This is a genomic window from Amycolatopsis sp. NPDC051903 (assembly GCF_044452505.1).
Lineage (GTDB): Bacteria > Actinomycetota > Actinomycetes > Mycobacteriales > Pseudonocardiaceae > Amycolatopsis.
In genome coordinates, this window is the sequence record NZ_JBITBT010000003.1 from 283,615 (window position 1) to 301,205 (window position 17,591).

The following is a 17,591-nucleotide window of genomic DNA, read 5'->3' on the forward strand; positions in this document are numbered from 1 at the left end:
AGTCCGAGTGTGACACCCGATCGAGCGCTCAGCCACCCAGAGCGTCGCGGATCGTGTCGGCCGGCAGCCGGGTGCAGCCGGGCGCACCGGGGTTGACCAGCACGTCGACGCCGTCGCGCGACTCGAGCAGCGCGGGCAGATCGGTGACGGCCGCGGGCAGCCACCCGGCCGCGCGCACCCGCGTGCGGTGCGCCGGCGCGGTCGTGGCCAGCACGCACGGGATGTTGTCCGGCGACGGTGCCACGAGCGGTTCGTCGTCCACGTCCAGCGCGAGCGCCACGGTCGACTCGCGCAGGATGGCCGCGAGCTGGTCGGTACCGGCCTCGCCGCGAGCGACGAGGCGCAGCACGGCGTCGAGCGGGTCGGTCGGCGAACCCGGGCCCGACGGTTCGTACGCGGGGTTCGCCTCGAACCGGCCGACGGACCCGTCCTCACGCGCCAGCCAGCCGCCGACGACCGCGGGCAGCGGCGGCGCGGGCACCTCGGCACCGTCCTCGGTCGCCGCGGGCTGCCAAGCCGGGTCGACGAGCAGCACCCACTGGTCATCCGCCATCGCCGTGGTCTCCTCCGCTCCGGGGTCCGGCTCCCGCTTCGGCGACCGACGCGACGAACGCGTCCTCGGCCTCCGCCACCTCGGTGAGCAGCTCGTCCTGCCGCTTCGCCTGGTCCTTCATGCGCTCGGCGTACTGCCGGATGTGCTCCGCGGTACGCCACCGCTGCAGCCACGCCAGGTTGACGACGCCGAACCGGCGCAGCACCCACAGCGTCTCGCGGGTCCGCGCCACGCGCCCCTCGAACGTACCCGGCGCCCCGCGCCAGCCCTCGAGCGCGCCGCGCACGGCCTCGCGCAGCACGTCGAGCGGCACCTTCTCCCCGGCGAACGCCCGCAGCGCCGTGGCGAGGTCCCTCGCGTAGGTCTCGGCGTCCGCCGCGCCGAGCAGCCGGCGGAACTGCTCACGCAGCAGCGCCCGGCCGCCCTTCGCGGACAACGCCGCGTCGAGGGCGCCGTGGCGGTCGAGGACCTCGACGGCGTCGGCGGCCTCGCCGGCGCCGGTGCCGTGCGCGACCTCGGTGGCGAGGTCCAGCAGCACGTCGGCGCCCACGCCGGACTTGGCGAGCAGTGTGTCGGCGACGCCGTGCAGCTGTAGCAGCATGAACTCCTCTTCGAGCCCCACGGCGGCGGCCTTCGCGGCGGGCGGCAGCGTCGGCGGCACCGGCGTGGCCGGCAGCGAGATCGTGACCCCCGCGGTGTCGCCACGACCAGCGACGACCAGGTCGGCCGCCGCGTGCGGGGTGACGCCGGCGGGCGTCAGCTCGGCCAGCGCGGCCTGGACGCGCGCGATGAACCGCGCCCGTTCCTCGGCCGGTCCGCTCACCTCGACGCGCGGCGCGGGCAGGCCGTCCGCCGTACGTTCCACAGTGGACTCCGCGACCCACCGCGCGACGGTGTCGTCGAGCGGCAGGGGCACGGGCTCGACGCTGTAGTCGGCCGCCGGGCCGGGTTGCGCGCCGAGGCGCACCGGCCGCAGCACGACACCGTCGCGCCAAACGCCCTTGCCCGTCACCGTGAACCGCTCGCGCGCGGACTCCGGCAGCTCGACGTGCTGCCAGCGCCCGGCCACGAGCCGCCGGTCGAGCACGAACCGCGCGTCGCGCGGCGCCAGCTCCAGCACCGCCGTCCACAGCAGGTCCGGCCGTTCGTGCCGGTGCACGCTCTCGGCCGCGGCCGTGAAGTCCAGCGCCGGTGTGCCGGAGCGGAACGGGCGGCGCAGCGCGCTCACCGCGTTGCCGAGCAGGGCCAGCGTGCCGGCCCGGTCGTCGAAGCGCACCGGGCCGGCCGGCGGGTCCGGCCGGTACCACCAGTCGAGTTCGGCCGTGCGGACGAGCTCCTCGATCGCCCGGCGATCGTCGGCCGTCACCGCGAGGTCGCCCGCCACCAGGTACGACACGGCGGGGTAGGTGTCGACGACCGCATCCGGCAGGGCGACCGGCTCGGCGTACGCCGGCAGGTCGGTGCCGTGCGAGCGCAGCTGCCGCGTGAAGCCGTCGGCCAGGGCGCCCCGGGCGAGCACGAGCGTCGGCGGCCGATCGGCCGCCTTCGTCAGCTCGCCACTGCCGTCGAGCAAGGTCGCGGTGACCACAGTGGACTCCCCACCGCGGTAACCGTCGAAGGAAGACGGCGAATCCGTGTAAGGCTTGCCGTCGAGACCGGGGACGACCGGCGGTTCCGGCACCCGTGGGGCACCGAGGGTGAACTCCACCGCGGCGCCGTGCTCGGGGCGGAACGACACGGTGACCCCGGCCGCGGGCCCGTCGGCCGCGCGGATCTTCACCGGCACGCGCGCCAGCAGGTCGCGATCGCCCAGCGTCCGGCCGAGGTGGGCCGCCAGCTCCCGCGCGGCTTCGCGGGCGCGCGCCCGGCCGTCGGGACCGGACCCCGTGACGTGGATCGGCGGCAGCGGCGACCCGTTCTGCGCGGCCAGCGACCGGGCCAGGTCGTGCGCGCCGCGCTCGACGTCGTTGTCCACATCGGACACGAGCACGGCGTCCGGGCTGCGCAGCGTGGCCGTGTGCTGGACCTCCCCGAGGGCGTGGTGCACGCGGTCCGCGTCGATGTCCAGCAGGGCGCGCGCGGCGGGCGGCAGCTGGACGTCGTGGGTGTCGCCGGTGTAGGTGTGCCGGTCGGTCACCGTGCGCACGAGCGGTGCGAGGTCCGGGTCCGCCGCCAGGAACGACAACGCCGCGTGCCACACGAGGTCCGGGTCCGGGTGGCGGCGCACGGCCGGCTCGACCGCGGTCAGGTGCAGGTCGCCGTTGCGGTTGTACAGGCCCCGCACGAGCGTCTGCACCACGCGCTGGGTGAGCGCCAGCGTGTCCTCCCGCCCGAGCTGCGGCCGCGTCGCCTCGCCGGCGGGCGGCGGCTTGAGCCAGCTGGCGTCGCTGTTCATGAGCACCGACGCCATTTCCGGCAGCTGGTGCGCGTTCGCCAGGCCGATCCGGCGCGCGGTCTGGCTCAGCGCCTCGGGCCCGGTGCGGTACATGATCGAGTTGCGGTGCACGCGCCCGTGGGGCGTCGCGAAGAACGCCTGCGGCAGCGTCCGGGCGCCCTCGGGCATCAGGTTCCGCTGGGTCTTGCCGTAGTTCTCGCGCTGCTGGTCGAGGTAGGCGCGCGCGAACGGGTGCCCCTTCGGCATCGCGAACGCCGAGTTGGCGACCTTCTGGCCCTGCCGGTGCGTCACGTAACCCTGCGGCGAGTGCGCCGCGGTGACGAGGTCGTCGAGGCCCTGCACCACGTTGTCGCCGTCGGTGTAGAGCCCGCCGAAGCGGTGCATGAGCTCCATGCGCAGGATGTCGCTCGCCGCCGCGTAGCCGGGGCCGGCCCGGCGGGCGGTCTCGGAGTTGTAGAACTCCTGCAGCAGCATCGGGTGCTCACTGGTGAAGACCTCGTCGACGTTCACCAGGTGCACGTTGTGCAGCTGCGCCCAGGCGACGAAGTCGCGCACGTCCGCGAGCGGGTCCGGACCTTCGGCGGGCGGCACGGTCGTCCGCGCGAGGTCGGTCTGCCACCGCGGGACGTCGGTCCACAGCACCGACAGCACGTTGCCCGTGAACCGCTGCGCCGCGGAGCCGAAGTTGGCGCGGAAAGTCTGCATCGTGCCGGCGTCGCGCAGCGGGCCGCCGAGCCAGATGGCGTGCAGGAGCAGCGGAGTCTCGCTGACCTTCGGCAGCGGGTCGACCTCGCCCGGCGCCCACGCGGTGAGCTGGTGGTCGGGACGTTCCTGCTCGAGCGCGTACGAAGCCTCGTGCGGCAGGTTCGCCGGCGCCGTGGTCTCGGCGGTCGGGCGCTCGTCGGCGGTCAGGTCGAGGGTGTTGAGCAGCAGCACACCCTGCGCGGCGGTGAGGTTCCGGTAGTCGTGGCCGCGCAGGAAGTCCGGTGGTTCCGGCGCGCGGAGCAGCCCGAACAGGTCCGGGCCGAGCAGCGGCGCCTCCCCGTCCGGCGGTGTGCGATCCGCGGCCGCCGCGTGCAGGTCCTGCGCGAGCCGCTCCGCCGACTCGTACGGCGGGCCCTGCTCCGGCATGACCAGCTCGGGCGCGGCGGTCGCCGTGAAGTACGCGTTGGCCACCGCGGTGACGAGGTCGGGTTCCTGGTGCCGGCCGGCCACCTCGGCGAGTTCTTCCGGCGACCGCCCGTCGTAGACCGCGTTGACGACCTCGGCGGCCAGGGCGAGCGTGGCGGCGCGGTCGCTGAGCGGGATCGGGCCGGGGGCGGGGTCGGCCGGGGCGTAGTGCCAGCCCTTGAGCAGCGCGTCGGTGAGTTCGGCGACCACGGCGTCCGCGTCGTGCGGGCGGCCGAGCGTCTCCCAGTGGCCGCCGCGGACGACCGCGGTGAAGGCGTCGTCGGTGGCGCCGAAGAGCGGGGCCGACGGTTCGTCGTCCGGGCTGTCGTCGCGGTGGTTGGCCAGGACGGAGTCGGTGGCCGCGTGGACGATCGCCGGGCCGCCGGTCGCTTCGAGCGCGGTGTGGAAGTCGTACGCGAGCCCGCCTGGGGCGAGCCGGCGGGCGGCGCCGCACTGGAACAGCGTGACCGAGTCCGGGTCCGCGTCGGCGAACTCGGGCGCCGCCGTGACGATCCGCGCCAGCGTCTCGCCGTCGACGTAAACCGCGCGCGGCCGGCCATCCGGGCCGGGCACGAGGACCTTGGCCCGCGTCTCCTCGCCGTGGCCGGTGACGAGGAACGTGCGGCCCTGGGCCAGTTCGTTCGCCCACGGGGTGAGCACGCGGATCCCGCCCTCGCCGGGGCCCCGGCCGCGCAGGTCCGCGCTGCGTCCGGCGGCGAACGCGCGCAGCTCGTCCGGATCGGCCTCGACGAGGAGGTTCTCCCCGGCGGTCTGCCGCAGCCAGGTCCGGACCTTCGCCGCCTCGGCGGGTTCGAGGAACGTCAGGCCCCGCGCGGCGCCGGTGTGGTCGGTCAGCACGGTGGTCGTCACCGCGCTCGGCGCGAAGTCGACCGTGACACCGGGTTCGCCGACGACCTCGCCGGTCAAGCGCGGGTGATCGGCGTGCACCAGGCCGTCGAACCGCAGGTCGCCGAAGCCGAGGTGGGCCAGGTGCTGCGTGACCTCAGCCATGAACCGGTCCACGTGGTCCGCGGGGACGGTGACGGGCGGCGCCGGCTCGCCGTCGAGGTGGTGTTCGGCGAGCGTCTCGGCGTAGTGCGCGGCGTCCGCCCGCGGGCGAACGGGTTCGCGCGCCGGGCCGGCACTCCACGCGGGGTTGAGCCGCGCGGACCGGGACAGCTCGCCGTCGTGCCACGTGCCCTTGCCCGTCACGGTGACCAGGCCGCGCGCGGCCGGCACCCGCGTCCAGACACCGGTGTCCGGGTCGCGGCGGGCGTCGACCACGCTGTGCACCGCCACGCCCCGCTCGGCCAGCCGGGTCAGCACGGCGGAGAGGATGACGTCGGGCCGCTCGTGGCGGGCCACGAGGTCCTGCACGTCGACGAGCCGCAGTTCCCCCGTCCTCGCGGCGGTGTCCGCGAGCTGCCGCTCCACAGTGGACGCGAGCGCCCGCGTCGCTTCGGGGTCCGCCAGTGGGATCGGTCCGGCCGGCGGCTCGGCGAGGTGGGTGCCGGCCAGGTCGCGCACGAGGCCGGCGAGCGCGGTGTCCTCCGGCCGGCCGCCGAACGTGCGGAAGTGCCCGCCGTCGGTGACCGCGGTGAACGCGCCGGTCGAGCCGAGTCCCTGCCCGAGCGTCGCGGTGTCGCGGCCGAACAGCGTGGGTTTCGTCGGCGCGTGCACGGTCGCCGGGCCACCGAGCCCGGCGAGAGCGCGCTGGAAGTCGTGGGCGACGCCGCCGTTCTCGTCGGCCTGGCCGGTGCTGCACGCGATGAGCGTGACCGACGACTTCGGTCCGGCCTGCGCGAACGGCGCCGACCGCGCCACGATCCGCGCGAAGGTGTCCCCGTCGACGCGAACGGTGCGGCCGCCGAGCAGCGTCAGCTTCACCGACTGCGGTTTGCCGTGGGCGAAGACGAAGAACGAGTCGCCGTCCCACGGCGCGGGGGACTTGCCGGCCCACTCGCCGAAGCGGTGGCCGCCGAGGTCCGGCCGGGTGCCGTTTTCGCGCGCCTCGGCCACGACCGGGTCGAGCGTCTTCGAGGTGACGCCCTCGTCGAGGCTGCTGACCTCACCGGAGTTGTGGGCGAGCCAGTCGTGTTCCACGCTCGACGTCTTCTCCGCCGCGGGCAGGAACGACACGGCGACGACCTTGCCCGACGCGTCGGTGACCGGGCGCAGTTCGATCTCGGCGACGTCGAAGTCGTACGGGCGATCGGCGGCGGTGTCCCAGCCCGAGATCGTGGTCGAGGGTTCCGCGTCCGGCGCTTCGACGACGTCGCGCTGGTTCGACGTGCTCGCCTTGTTCGTGGTGTCCACAGTGGACCGGGAAACGGGGACCTTGGAATCGGGAGGCTTCGGAGCCGGAGTCTTCTGGCCCGGGTCGAACCGCGGGTCGAAGCGGGACTCGATCTTCGGCGTCGGCCACCGGTGCGTGGCGAGCCGCCAGTCGACCTCCTCCTTGGCCCGCCACCACTTCTGCCGGGCTTCGTCGGCCTTCGCCCGGGCTTCCCGAACCTGCCGCAGCGAATCTTCACGCAGCGAGGTGAAGTCGGCGTGGTCGCGGCGGTGCTCGTCGAGCACGTTCGCGATCCGCGCCGCGCGGTCCTGCGCGTCCTGCCGGCGCTGCACGAGCGCCGGCTGGTTGTCGCGGATGGCTTGGGCGTCCCGCCGGGCGCGCGCCGCCTGGTCGAGCAGGCGCTGCCGCTCCGGCGAACCCGCCTCGGTGATCGCGGCCAGCGTCCGCGACTGCTCGGCGACGTCCTTGAGCCGGATGATCTCGGCGTTGCCCTCACGCAGCTCGCGGCCCGCGTTCTTCGCGTCGTTCTCCACGTCCGCGAGCGCCTGACGCAGCTCACCGACCGGGTCGGCGTTGGTCGGCACGCTGAGCCGGTTGGCGTCCGTGGTCAGCGTCTTCACGCTGTCGCGCTCGTCGAGCCAGCGGTCGTCGGCGCCGCGCTGCGCCTGCTCGACGGCTTCTTCGGCCTCGCGCCACTCCGTGGCCGCGTCCTTGACCGCGTCCTGAGCCTGGGTGATGGCGTCTGGCAGCGCCTCGCCGAGCAGCTTCTCCAGGTCCGCGTCGGACATGCGGACCACGGCCGACGCCGGCACCTTGACCTCGACCGCGGCCGTGCGGCCCCCGCCGAGGTCGGCGACCACTCGGTACTCGACGTCGAACCCGACGAGCCCGCTGCGGCCCTTCGGCTTCGCGACGGTGGAGCGCTGCCCGCCCGCGACGCTCGCCGCCGGGTCGCTCAGCGGAGCCGGGTTGCGCACGTCGGCGCCGGTCCAGGAGTGCGAGGCGTCCTTCGGGTCCGTCACGCCGCCGACACCGGGCTGGTACTGGTTCTCGCCGCTGAGCGTCTCCTTGGCCTCACCCGTGAACGTCGCGGTGTTCTGGTCCGAACGTTCCAGCTTCACGCTGTCGCTCAAGCCGGTGAGGTCCGGGCTGACCAGCCGCGCGTACACCTTCACCGACCCGTGGCCGCTCTTGACCAGCGACCCTTCGTGCAGGTCCGGCGCGGTGAGCGGGCCGTTGAGCATGCCGGGCAGGTGCGCTTGCAGCACCTCGTTGGTCAGCGACGTGACGAGCGTGTTGTTCGCACCGGTGCCGGGATCGGTGAGCCCGGAGCCCGCGCCCGCGAGCCGCAGGGCGCGGACGGCGCCGGCGCGCACGGCCGAGGAGCCGCGCAGCCCCTCGGTGAGCGACGACGGCGGCAGTTCTCCCACGCCGTGCGCTTGCCACTCGGCGAGCTTCTCGGGCGTGCGGTCGACGGCGGTGAGCTCTCGGGTCTTCGCGCTGAAGGCTTTCGGGGCGGGCCCGCCGTCGGTCGCGATCTTGTGGTCATCGGCCGCGGCGCGCACGGTCACGTTCGTGGTCTGCTCGGTGACCGGGTAGGTCTTCCCGCCGCGCTGCACCACGAGTTCGAACTTCACCTCGTGCCGGAAACGCACCGCCGGGCCGCTCTGCGAGGACTTGATGGCCGTGGTCGTGGCTACCGACGACACCGTCTGGTCCGTTTTGGACTTCGAACCCGAAATGCCGAGCCGCAGGCCTTCGTAGCCGCTGACGTCCGGGTCGTTGTCGCGGAACAGGCCGCGGCCCGCGCCCCGGAACTGGCCGCCGTAGGACGAACCGTGGCCGGAGTTCTGCTTGCCCGTCGTCGTCGCGTTCACGACGTGGTCGACCTCGCCGCCGTCGTTGACGAGCCCCGCGAAGCCGGTCTTGGTGATCGTCGCCTTGAGCAGCACCTGGTAGGTGTCGGTGGACAGCACGCCGGCGTCGTGCAGCAGCAGGGGCGCGCCGCCGTCGAGCGCACTGTCCACCAGGGAGGTGACGCTGTCGGGTGCGGCGAGGTCGAGCGTGCGCTGCAGGTTGGTCATCGAGTCGTCGAGCACGGACTTCGGCAGCAGCTTGTCGCCGGTGCGGCCCAGGTTCGCCCGGGCGTCGCGGATGAGCTGCGACAGGTCCGGCGCGTCCTCGACGACCGCGGCACCGAGCGCGCTGGAGTGCCCGCCGACGAGCGCGGGCGGCGCCACCGTGCCCGGCGGGTCGGTCCGCGCGTCGACCTTCGGCAGCAGGCCCTGCTCACGGGCCTGGTCCTCGGTCATCCGCACGTAGACCGCGCCCGGCAGCTTCACGTCGGCACCGGCGCGCGAGGTCGAGCCGTTGACCACGCTCTCCTGGCGGCTCTCGGCGACCAGCCGCACGTCGGCGTCGTACTGCACCAGCACGGTGCGGCCCTTCGCGTTCGCGCGGCTTACGTGGTCGACGCTCGCGCCGAGTTCCTTCGAGCTGCCCGACGTGCGCGTCCACGGGCTCCACTTGGCCGTGGTGAAGATCTGGCCCTGGCCGTGCGCGCTGCTGCCGTCGGGGCGGATGGTCACGCCGAGCTGCACGTTGCCCTCGAGCGACTTCTTGTTCGAGTGCTCGAACCCGGCCTTCGCCCCGCCGGCGAACGTCGTCTCGCTGCCGCCCGCGTCCGTCGCGGCGACGACCTTCGGGTTGCTGAGCGACACGTCCATGCCGAGGCCGCCGACGCGGTCGGCCACGCGCCGTTCGTAGCGGAAGCCGCCCGAGCGCGCGCCCTGCCGCAGGAACTTGGGCAGGCCGCTGCGGAACGTCTCGGGTGAGAACATGCGGTCCACGCGCTTGCGGGCCTCGCCGCCGGGCAGGCCGAGCACCCCGTCGCCGTCGGCCGCGCGTTCGAGCTGGTGCAGGGCCGCGTCGCGCAGGGCCTCGGTGCCGGTGAAGGCCTCGACGTGCAGGAACTTCGGCGGTGCCGCCGGTTTGGTGGTCAGCAGGTCGTCGATGGCCGGGACGGTGCCGGTCAGGTCCCGCACGTCCGGGTCGCCGGGAAGGAAGTCCTTCGGGTCCCTCTTGAGCGCCGAGCCGTCGTTGACCCACAGGTCGACCTTGCCGGAGATCTTCGGCAGCGCCTTGTCACCGGTCTTGGCCACGGTGGACACCTTGGGCGTCACGCGGAACGGCGAGCCCGGCGTGAGGCGCTTCACCCACGGGCGGTTGCGGGTGTAGCTGGTGATTTCGACTTCGAACTCGACATCGTGCTCGAACACCTGCGCATCGGGGCTGCCGCTCGTGCCGAAGGTCGTCGTGACGGTGGGGCCGCCGGAGTTCTTCCAGGTGTTCGCGCTGCTGTACTGCACCGGCACGACCGCGGGGCTCACGCTCACCTGCGTGAGCGGCGACGCGGTCGGGACGACCATCCGGCCTTCGACCCCGAGCGACCAGCTCCGGTCCACCGCCGTCGCGCTGGACATCGACGGACTGGCGGCGACGGAGCCCTTCACCGAACGACCCGTGGCCTGACCGAGGTGGCGGCCCGGCGAGAGCTTCGCCTTCACCGTGACGTTGAGGTACTCGTCGGTGAACAACCCGCGGCGCTTGAGCTGCACCGAAACCCCCGGGCCGAGCAGACTGTCCATCTTGGACTTCAGCGCGGCCGGCGAGAACCCCGCCGTGAGCTTGCGCAGGTTCGCCAGCCGTTCGCCGATGTCGCGGCTCGAGCCCTTGCGTTCGTCGCTCTGGAACTTGTCCCAGCGGGGCAGGAACTTCGCCATGCCCGGCCGGTCGCGCAGCGCGGTTTCGATCTGCGGCTGCACCTTCGCGGCCGGGCTGAACGAGCCCGCACGCACGTGCCCCGCCGCGGCGGCCGCGGCCAGGTACGGCGGCTCGTGCCGCGTGCTGCCGGCGTCGCTGAGCTTCGGGCGGGTGCCGTCCGGCACCGGCAGGCCCTGGGCCTTCGCCTCGGGCAGGCCCATGCGGACGTACGCGATGGCCTCGACGGTTTCCTTCTCACCGCTGGAGGTGACGACGTCGACGTCGACCTTCACCTTGTAGAGCCCGATGTCGCCCTTCGCCTCGACCGTGTTCTTCGTGGTAACGCTCGTCCCGGCCGTCGCGGTCTCCGTCACCTTCGACGACAGGGACCCGGTGACGCCGACCAGCCCGCCGACCTTGCCCGGTAGGTAGGCGCCGCCCCCGACCGTCACGACGAGGTCCGCTCCGGACTTCGACGAGACCGCCGTGCTGCCGCCGTTGACCGACGAATCGTTGAACCGCAGCTCGGAATCGCCCGGCACCACGCCGACGAGCTCGACGTCCTTCGGCCGCGCCTGCAGCTGCACGGCGTCGCGGTGGCTGCCGTGGGGGCTGAGCAGGTCGTTCGACACGACCGGGCCGCCCTGCAGCGCGCTGCCCAGCGCACCCCGGATGCCGCCGCCGCTGACGAATTCCCGCAACGCCGTGCGCCCCGGCGCCCCGAACTTCGTGACCGACGGGTGCAGCAGCTTGCTGACCTTGTCGAACAGCCCCTGCTCGTCGAGCAGCACCGCCTCGGGCGTGAGGAGCTCGATGTTCTGCGCCCACTCGGCCTTCGGGTTCGCCGGGGTCTTGGCTTCGTGGGGTTCGAGGTTGCCCAGGTCCTTCGACAGCAGCAGCGAAACCTGGCCGTCCACAGTGGAGCCGGTGAGGTTGCCGTCCTGGTTGGTCACCGTGATCGAGTAGGTGACCTCGACGTCGGCCTTGTCCACGTCGCCGGCCGAGCGGATCACGCGCTGCTCGGTCCCGGTGACCGTGGACGTGTGCACCTGCGCGGCGGTCGCGAGCTGCACCGTCGGCGCCACGGACACGTACGCGCCGGGTGGGATCAGCGCGAAGTAGGACGTGCCGATCGTCTTGGCGACCGTGTCGTTGCTCGCCTGGGCGTGCGTGGCCTGGTTCTGGTCGTTGACGTCACCGATCGTCGGGTGCGGCTGCTTCGTGATGTCGTCGGCCGTCACCGCGGCCACGTCGAGGTTCGCCTTGACGTGGACCTCGTACCACTTCTCGCCGACCCGCACCATCGACCGGCGGCCCGGCCCGAGGAACGACTCGAACCCGGGGCCGTCGAGCGTCCCGGTGAACGCGTCCAGGCCCGCGATCACCGGCGGGTTCGCGCGGCGGTCCATGCCGTGGACCAGGCGGGTGATGGCGGTGCCGACGTCCTGGACACCCTGGTGACCGGTGGCGACGACGGCGCCGAGGGCCTGGCCGTCGCGGGCGTATTCGGGGAGCCGCTGAGTGAGGGGGCGGGTGTCGGGCTCGTCCGTCTTGTCGGATTCCTTGTCGGCGGAGTCCTTCTGCTCGCCGTCCTTAGGGCCGCCGTCTTTCGGGCCGCCGTCGGTGTCTTCGGTCAGCGGGGTGCGCTCCCGCTCCTCTTCCTTCTCAACGGCGTCGTCGAAGAGCTTCTTCAGCTCCTGGTACTTGGCCTCGTACTCGGTGCCGTACTCGAACCGGTGACCGTTGTCGGTCGTGACAAGCGGGCCGTGTGGCTTCGACTCCTTGAGCCCCGATAGGCCCGACTTGTCGCCGTACTTGACGACGTTCCCGTTCCGGACGAAGTGGCTGTCGGCGTAGTACGACGAGAAATCCGCCTGGTAGTACTGGTGGAACTCGGTGAAGAGGGTGCGCACGTCCTTCGCCCGCACCGGTTTGCCGGCGGGCCCGCCGACGTCGTGCGCGAGCTTGGTGATGAAGTCGTACGCGGCCTTCGCGTCGACGCCGCCCTTGCCGCGGAAGTAGAAGCCGAACGGGTCGGCGTCGACCATCGCACGCGCGATGCGGAAGTCGCGTTCGGACTCCCACAGGCTCTCGTGGCGGTTCAGCTGCTCGACCGCGCCGCGGTGCTCCGGTTCGTTGTCGTGCTGCTCCTGTCCGCCGCCGAACTGGTTCTTGGAGTTCTGCTTCTCCATGTCGTGGAACAGGATCGCCTTGGCGAGCGTGTCACGGGAGACGAACCGGCCGGCGTCCTGTTCGCCGCGGGTGAGGCGCAGGTACTGGTTGAGCACCATCTGCGCGTGCTCGCCGAAGGTGTTCGGCTTGGTCGCTCGCGCGTCGACGCGGTAGCGGTTGTGTTTGCCGGCCACCGCCACGACCTCGTCGAACTTGCGCCGGAGTGAATCGTGGTAGTCGGGGTTCTTCGCGTCGAGTTCCTTGAGGAGGTGGTCGAGGATCCGCTCGGCGCCGCGGTGGTCGTCGGGTTTGGCGAGTTCGTCGCCGATCACGGTGTCGAGCCCGGCGCCGATGGCCTGGTGGCGTCCGAACTGGTCCTTCGGGTGCCACTGCAAGTGTCCCTTCTCGGAGAACTCGCTGTAGTCGTTGTCGAACGTCTTCGAGTCGACCGCTTTGCCCGCGGGGTCGTAGGTGTTCTCGCGCGTGTTGAAGTCGACCTTCACGCGCTTCTCGTCCGTCGCGATGGCCGCGCCGATCTCCGCCTGGGTGGCGTGGTCGGGGACCTTCGCCATGAAGTCGTCGACTTCGCGCTGAGTCACGGGGGTGAAGGTGATCCCCTTGACGGTGTCGGGGTTGAGCACCTGTCCCGCCTGGTCGGCGAGGCTCGTGCGCTGGGCCTCGGTCGTGAACTTCAGCACGGGGTCGGTGTCGAGGCTCGCGCGCACCTTGGCCGCGGCGTTGGCCAGGCCGTTCTCGAACTCGTGCTGGAGCTGCTTCTGATCGAGACCGACGAGGTTCTTGGTCGTGACGTCGGAGACGGCCTCCGGCAGGACGCCCTCGGAGAGCCGGCGCTTCACCGTGTCCCGGTCGAAGCCGAGCCCCGACTCCTGCACGTGCTTGTCGAGCTCGGCGTTCTTGAGCGCGTTGGACACTTCGGCCGCGACGGCGTCGGCCCGGTTGCCGGCGAAGTAGTTCTTCTTCGCTCCTTGGTTCTTCTCGAAGCCGTCCTCGATCGCGGGGGAGAACTTCCCGTCGGTGACGGTGAACTGGTCCTTCACCGCCTTCTCGACGGCGGTGGTCAGCCGTTCCCGGAACCCGCCGGGGCCCTCGACGCCGCGGTTCGCGCCGATCGAGTCCAGAGTGGACCTGACGACCTGCTCTGCCGTGTTCTTGGCGATGGCGTCGACCAAGGCCGTGTCGGCCATCACCTCACGCATCTTCTCGATCGTTTCGATCTTGGCGTCCGCCGAAACGTAGTTGGTCACCGGGTTGGTGTGCAGCGCGCGGAACTCCTTGTTGACGACGTCCTTCAGCGTGCCGCCGATGTTCTTCGTCGCGGTCACGACCGCGGCGCGCACGGTGTTCCCGTCCAGTGCCACCGTGTCCGGCCCGCGGTCGAGGTCCGCGCCGAGGGTGCCGGCGATCCCGTCGGTGAGCTGCTTGATCACCGAACCGGCCGGGCCGCGCGTGTTGAGGAAGACGTTCAGGTCCTGCTCGCGCTGCTCGCGCGTGCTCGGTTCGGCGTGCTTGCTCTTGCCGCCCTTGTCGGCCGGGATCGAGTCGGCCGTCGGCGCGAAGTAGGCGTCCTGGTTCGGCCCACCCTTCAGCTCGAGGTGCGTGTGGTAGAGATCGGACAGCTTCTTAGCGAGCGCGCGCAGGCTCTCGGGGTCGTTGCGGAAGTACTTGCGGTCCTCGCCCTTGTCCTTCGTCCACTCGAACCACGGGTCGTTGTCCTTGCCGAGCTCGTCGGACCGGAAGTTCGGTGGAAGCCCGAGCCGCGTGTGCAGGTCGGCGAGGTCCTCGCGGCGCCCGGCCAGGTGCGGCAGGTCGTAGTTCGGGTTCGCGGCGTACGTGACGAGCGAGCCCTTGAGCGCGTTCTGCTGCATCTGCTCGAAGTGCTCGCCGCGCAGGCCGAACTGGTTCACGTCACCGGTCTGGTCCACGTTCACGGCGAGCGTGTTGTCCTGCGACAGCGCCTCGACCGTCGCTTCCTTGCTGACCTTGGTGAACGTGTCGATCGGCACGAGGAACGACCGCAGGACCGGCTGCATCCCCGGCTTGAGGTTCGGATCCGTCTCGTACTTCGACGTCCATTGCACCGCGCGCATCGGGCGGCCGCCGCCGACCCAGAAGATGCCGCCCTTGCCGCCCGAGAACGGGGTGACTTTGCCGTCGGGGTCCTGGTGCACGTCCTTGTGGTCGGAGTTCGGAGCCGCCGGGTTGAGCACGGCCGTGTACATCCGCACGTACTGCTCGCCGCGGATCGTTTCGACCTCGAACTCGCCGCGGTGCAGGACCTTGCGCTTGTCCTTGTCGAACTGCTGGCCCGGCTTCACGTCCTTCTTGTCGAGCAGCGCGGTGGGCCCGGGGTAGCTGACCTTGGCGCGTCCGATGTGGACGTTCTCCTTCGTGCCAAAATAGGTGTCGTGGCCGTTCACGGTGGACATGACGACGTGCACCGGGCGCCCGGTCTCGGGGCCGTGGCTGGTCCAGGAGCCGTCGGGGTTGAGCACGTGCACGCGGACGTTGGCGGCTGTGGCGAGGGCATCCGGATCGGTCTGCGTGCGGGCGTTGTCGAGGTCGGCGGTGATGCGCGCGTGCTCGCGGGGCGCGTCCGCGGAAATGCTGGCGCGCACGGCGAGGTGGAAGTTGCCGTCGCCGCGCGGGCCGACGTAGACGCCTTCGAGCCCGTGCGTGCCGAGCAACTCGTGCTGAGCCGGCTCGAAGACGTCTCGCGCGACGGTGGACCCCGGCTCGACGGTGACGTCCTTGCCGTTGATCTGGACGTGCTGGCTCGGCGCCTCCGTCGGCGTGTGCAGGTTCGGTCGCGGGGTTAGGTCCTGAGTGGACGGTGGCGGCCGGTACGGGCGGTTCGGCTTGGCGGCGGGGTCGCCGAGGTGGTGGTCGTGGATGACGGCCTGGTTGGAGAGGTCCTCGATCTTGGCCAGGTTGTCGTCGGTCAGCGACGAATCCGTCCAGGCGTCGCGGCCCATGACGCCGGGCTGATCGGTGCGGTTGAACAGCAGCGCGGGGTTGCGGTATCCCTCACCGAGGCCGACGAAGTGCATGATCTCGTGGGTGAGCCCCGTGGGGTTGTCGTTGACGTCCCAGTTGGTCTGGTTGGTCCGCGGCGTGCCCTTGTCCTTGGTGGCGTCGTGGACGTTGACCGGAACACCGCGCGACGGGTCGGCCGTCCAGCTGTCGTCGGCCGGCTCGTTGGTGACGCGGGCGTCGATCCGCACGTGGAGCTGGTCGCCACCGGGCAGCGTGTAGTGCTGGTTGACCGTGTTGTCGAGGTGCTCCTGCAGCTCCTGCACGAGCCGCGTGCGCGCGTCCCCCGACACCGACCGCGTCGACGACGTGACCTCGAGCGGCACGGTGAACTCCCGCACCCACACCCCCGCCGCCACCTCAAACCGGCGCACGTCGTACCGCACGTGCGTCACGGCGCCTTCCAGCTGGCCCCCCTTGAGCCCCTCCCCGCCGAACTGCCGCTCGATCGCCTTCTTCGGATCGAACCGCTCCAGCACCAACCGCGCCACCGGCGCCGTGTCGCGCCGGTTCCCCCATTCCTCCGGCCCGGGCAACCGTTTCGGCGACTGGCCCGAGTTCTGGTGGGCTTTCGCAGGGGTGTCGGGCTTCGGCTTCGGAGGGGCGTGGGACGCGGAGAACCGCACTGGGCGGACGTGGGGGGTTGGGTTGGTGGTGGTGTTTCGCTTGGGGTCGGGGTGCGGGGTTGGGCGTCCGCGGTGGGTCTTTACTGCGGGCGAGGGAGCCGGGGTTGGGCCGGTTTTTGTGCTGGGCTTGGGGTTGGTGTTGTTGGTGGTCTTGGGGTCGGTGCCGATCTTCGAGTCGGCGTTCGTGCCGGTCTTCCGATCTGAACTGGTCTTGGGGTCCGCGCTGCCCTTCGGGCCGACGTTGCCGCCGTGGTTCGGGTCGCTGCCGATGTCAGTGGTGGTGCCAGTCTTGATCGCGGGAGACGAAGACGGGATCAGGTCGGGCTCGGTGCCGGTCTTCGAATCAGTGTTCGCGCCGATCTTGAGATCCGTGTTGGCCTTGGAATCGATCTTTGAGGTGGTCTCGGGATCGATGTTCGTGCCGGTGTTGGCGCTGGTTTCGGGGTCGACGGCCGTGTTGGTGTTGGGGTTCGCGCTGGTCTTGAGGTCGACGTTCGAGTTGGTCTTCGTGTCGCTGCCGACGTCGGTTTTGGAGTCCGGGTTCGTGTTGGTTGCCGGGCCGGGAGTGGCCTGAGTGTCCGCGTTCGGCGTCGGGTGGGGGGTGGCCTTGGGTTCGGGTGCGGGCGTCGGCTTGGTGTTGAGTGCAGTGGTGGGGGCGGGCGTCGGTGTGGTGTTGAGCTTCGGTGCTGGTGTTGGGGAGGCGTTCGGGCTCGGGTTGGTGTCGGAGGTCGTGGCCGGGTCCGACTTCGTCGAGGTGTCGGCCTTTGTCGCGCTGTTGGTTTTCGGCGCCGGGTTCGGCGAACCGATGTTCGGTGTCGGCGCGGAGGTCGGCGAGCTGGTGTTGCTTGCTGGCGCGAGGGTGGTGTTCGGCGCGGGTGATGTCGAGGCAGGGGTGTTGGTGGGGGTTACGGTCGAGGCGTTGGTGCTGGTGTTCGGGTTGACCGAGATGTTCGACCCAGGCCCCGAGGTCGCCTTGACGCCGCCGACACTCCCCGCCACCGGCGGCGGCACCGACTTCGCCGGCGTTGGGCCGGCGGTGGTGGCAGGGCCGTTCTTGGCACCTGGGTCAGTGTTCGAGGAGGAGCCGGCGTTCTGATCCCCACCCACCCGCGGGTTCGAGCCGGTGTTGGTGTTGGTGTTGGTGCTCGGACTCGTGGGGCCGTTCGGGCCCGTGTTCGTATTCGAACCCGAATTGACATTGGTGTTCGGGTTGGCTGCGCCGTTGGGCCCAGCGGTGGTGCTCGGACCCACCGCGCTGTTCGTATTCGGACCCGCAGTGGTGTTCGAACCGGCGGTGATGTTGGTACTGGGGTTCCCGGTGGTGGTCGGCCCCGCGGTGCTGTTCGTATTCGAACCTGCAGTGGTGTTCGGGCCGGTGGTATTCGGGCCGATGATCGGGCCGGTGCTGGTGTTGGGGTTCGCGCTGGTGTTCGGGGTGGTATTGGTGTTCTGGTTCCCGCCGAAGCCCGGGAGACCGGGGTCGCTGTGGGAGTTCGAGGTGGGCGGGGGCGTGGCTGAGTGATCCCCTACCGAAACTGGGGGCGGTGTGGCCGAGTGGTTGCCTCC

The 17,591-nt window shown here is 71.5% G+C and carries 5 protein-coding genes; 3 read left to right on the forward strand and 2 right to left on the reverse strand.

What is annotated here, in order from left to right:
- Positions 1-28: 28 nt before the first annotated feature.
- Together ACIA77_RS08990 and ACIA77_RS08995 are read right to left on the reverse strand one after the other, a co-directional pair.
- Entirely contained in the window at positions 29-553 is a 525-nt protein-coding gene (locus tag ACIA77_RS08990; RefSeq protein WP_395885235.1) for a type VII secretion system-associated protein, read from the reverse strand.
- Entirely contained in the window at positions 543-15,890 is a 15,348-nt protein-coding gene (locus ACIA77_RS08995) for a hypothetical protein (protein WP_395885236.1), read from the reverse strand. Before ACIA77_RS08995 ends, ACIA77_RS08990 begins: the two co-directional genes overlap by 11 nt.
- Before the next feature lie 262 nt (positions 15,891-16,152).
- Between ACIA77_RS08995 and ACIA77_RS09000 the strand changes: the two genes are divergently transcribed.
- The 3 genes from ACIA77_RS09000 to ACIA77_RS09010 are packed head-to-tail and all read left to right on the forward strand — an operon-like array spanning position 16,153 to position 17,547.
- Complete coding sequence (locus ACIA77_RS09000; RefSeq protein ID WP_395885237.1) at positions 16,153-16,599, forward strand: hypothetical protein; 447 nt, start codon at positions 16,153-16,155, stop codon at positions 16,597-16,599.
- Complete coding sequence (locus ACIA77_RS09005) at positions 16,600-17,121, forward strand: hypothetical protein (RefSeq protein WP_395885238.1); 522 nt, start codon at positions 16,600-16,602, stop codon at positions 17,119-17,121.
- A gap of 27 nt (positions 17,122-17,148) precedes the next feature.
- The gene (locus ACIA77_RS09010; protein WP_395885239.1) at positions 17,149-17,547 is read left to right on the forward strand and encodes a hypothetical protein; all 399 of its coding nucleotides are present in this window, start codon (positions 17,149-17,151) and stop codon (positions 17,545-17,547) included.
- Positions 17,548-17,591 lie beyond the last annotated feature (44 nt).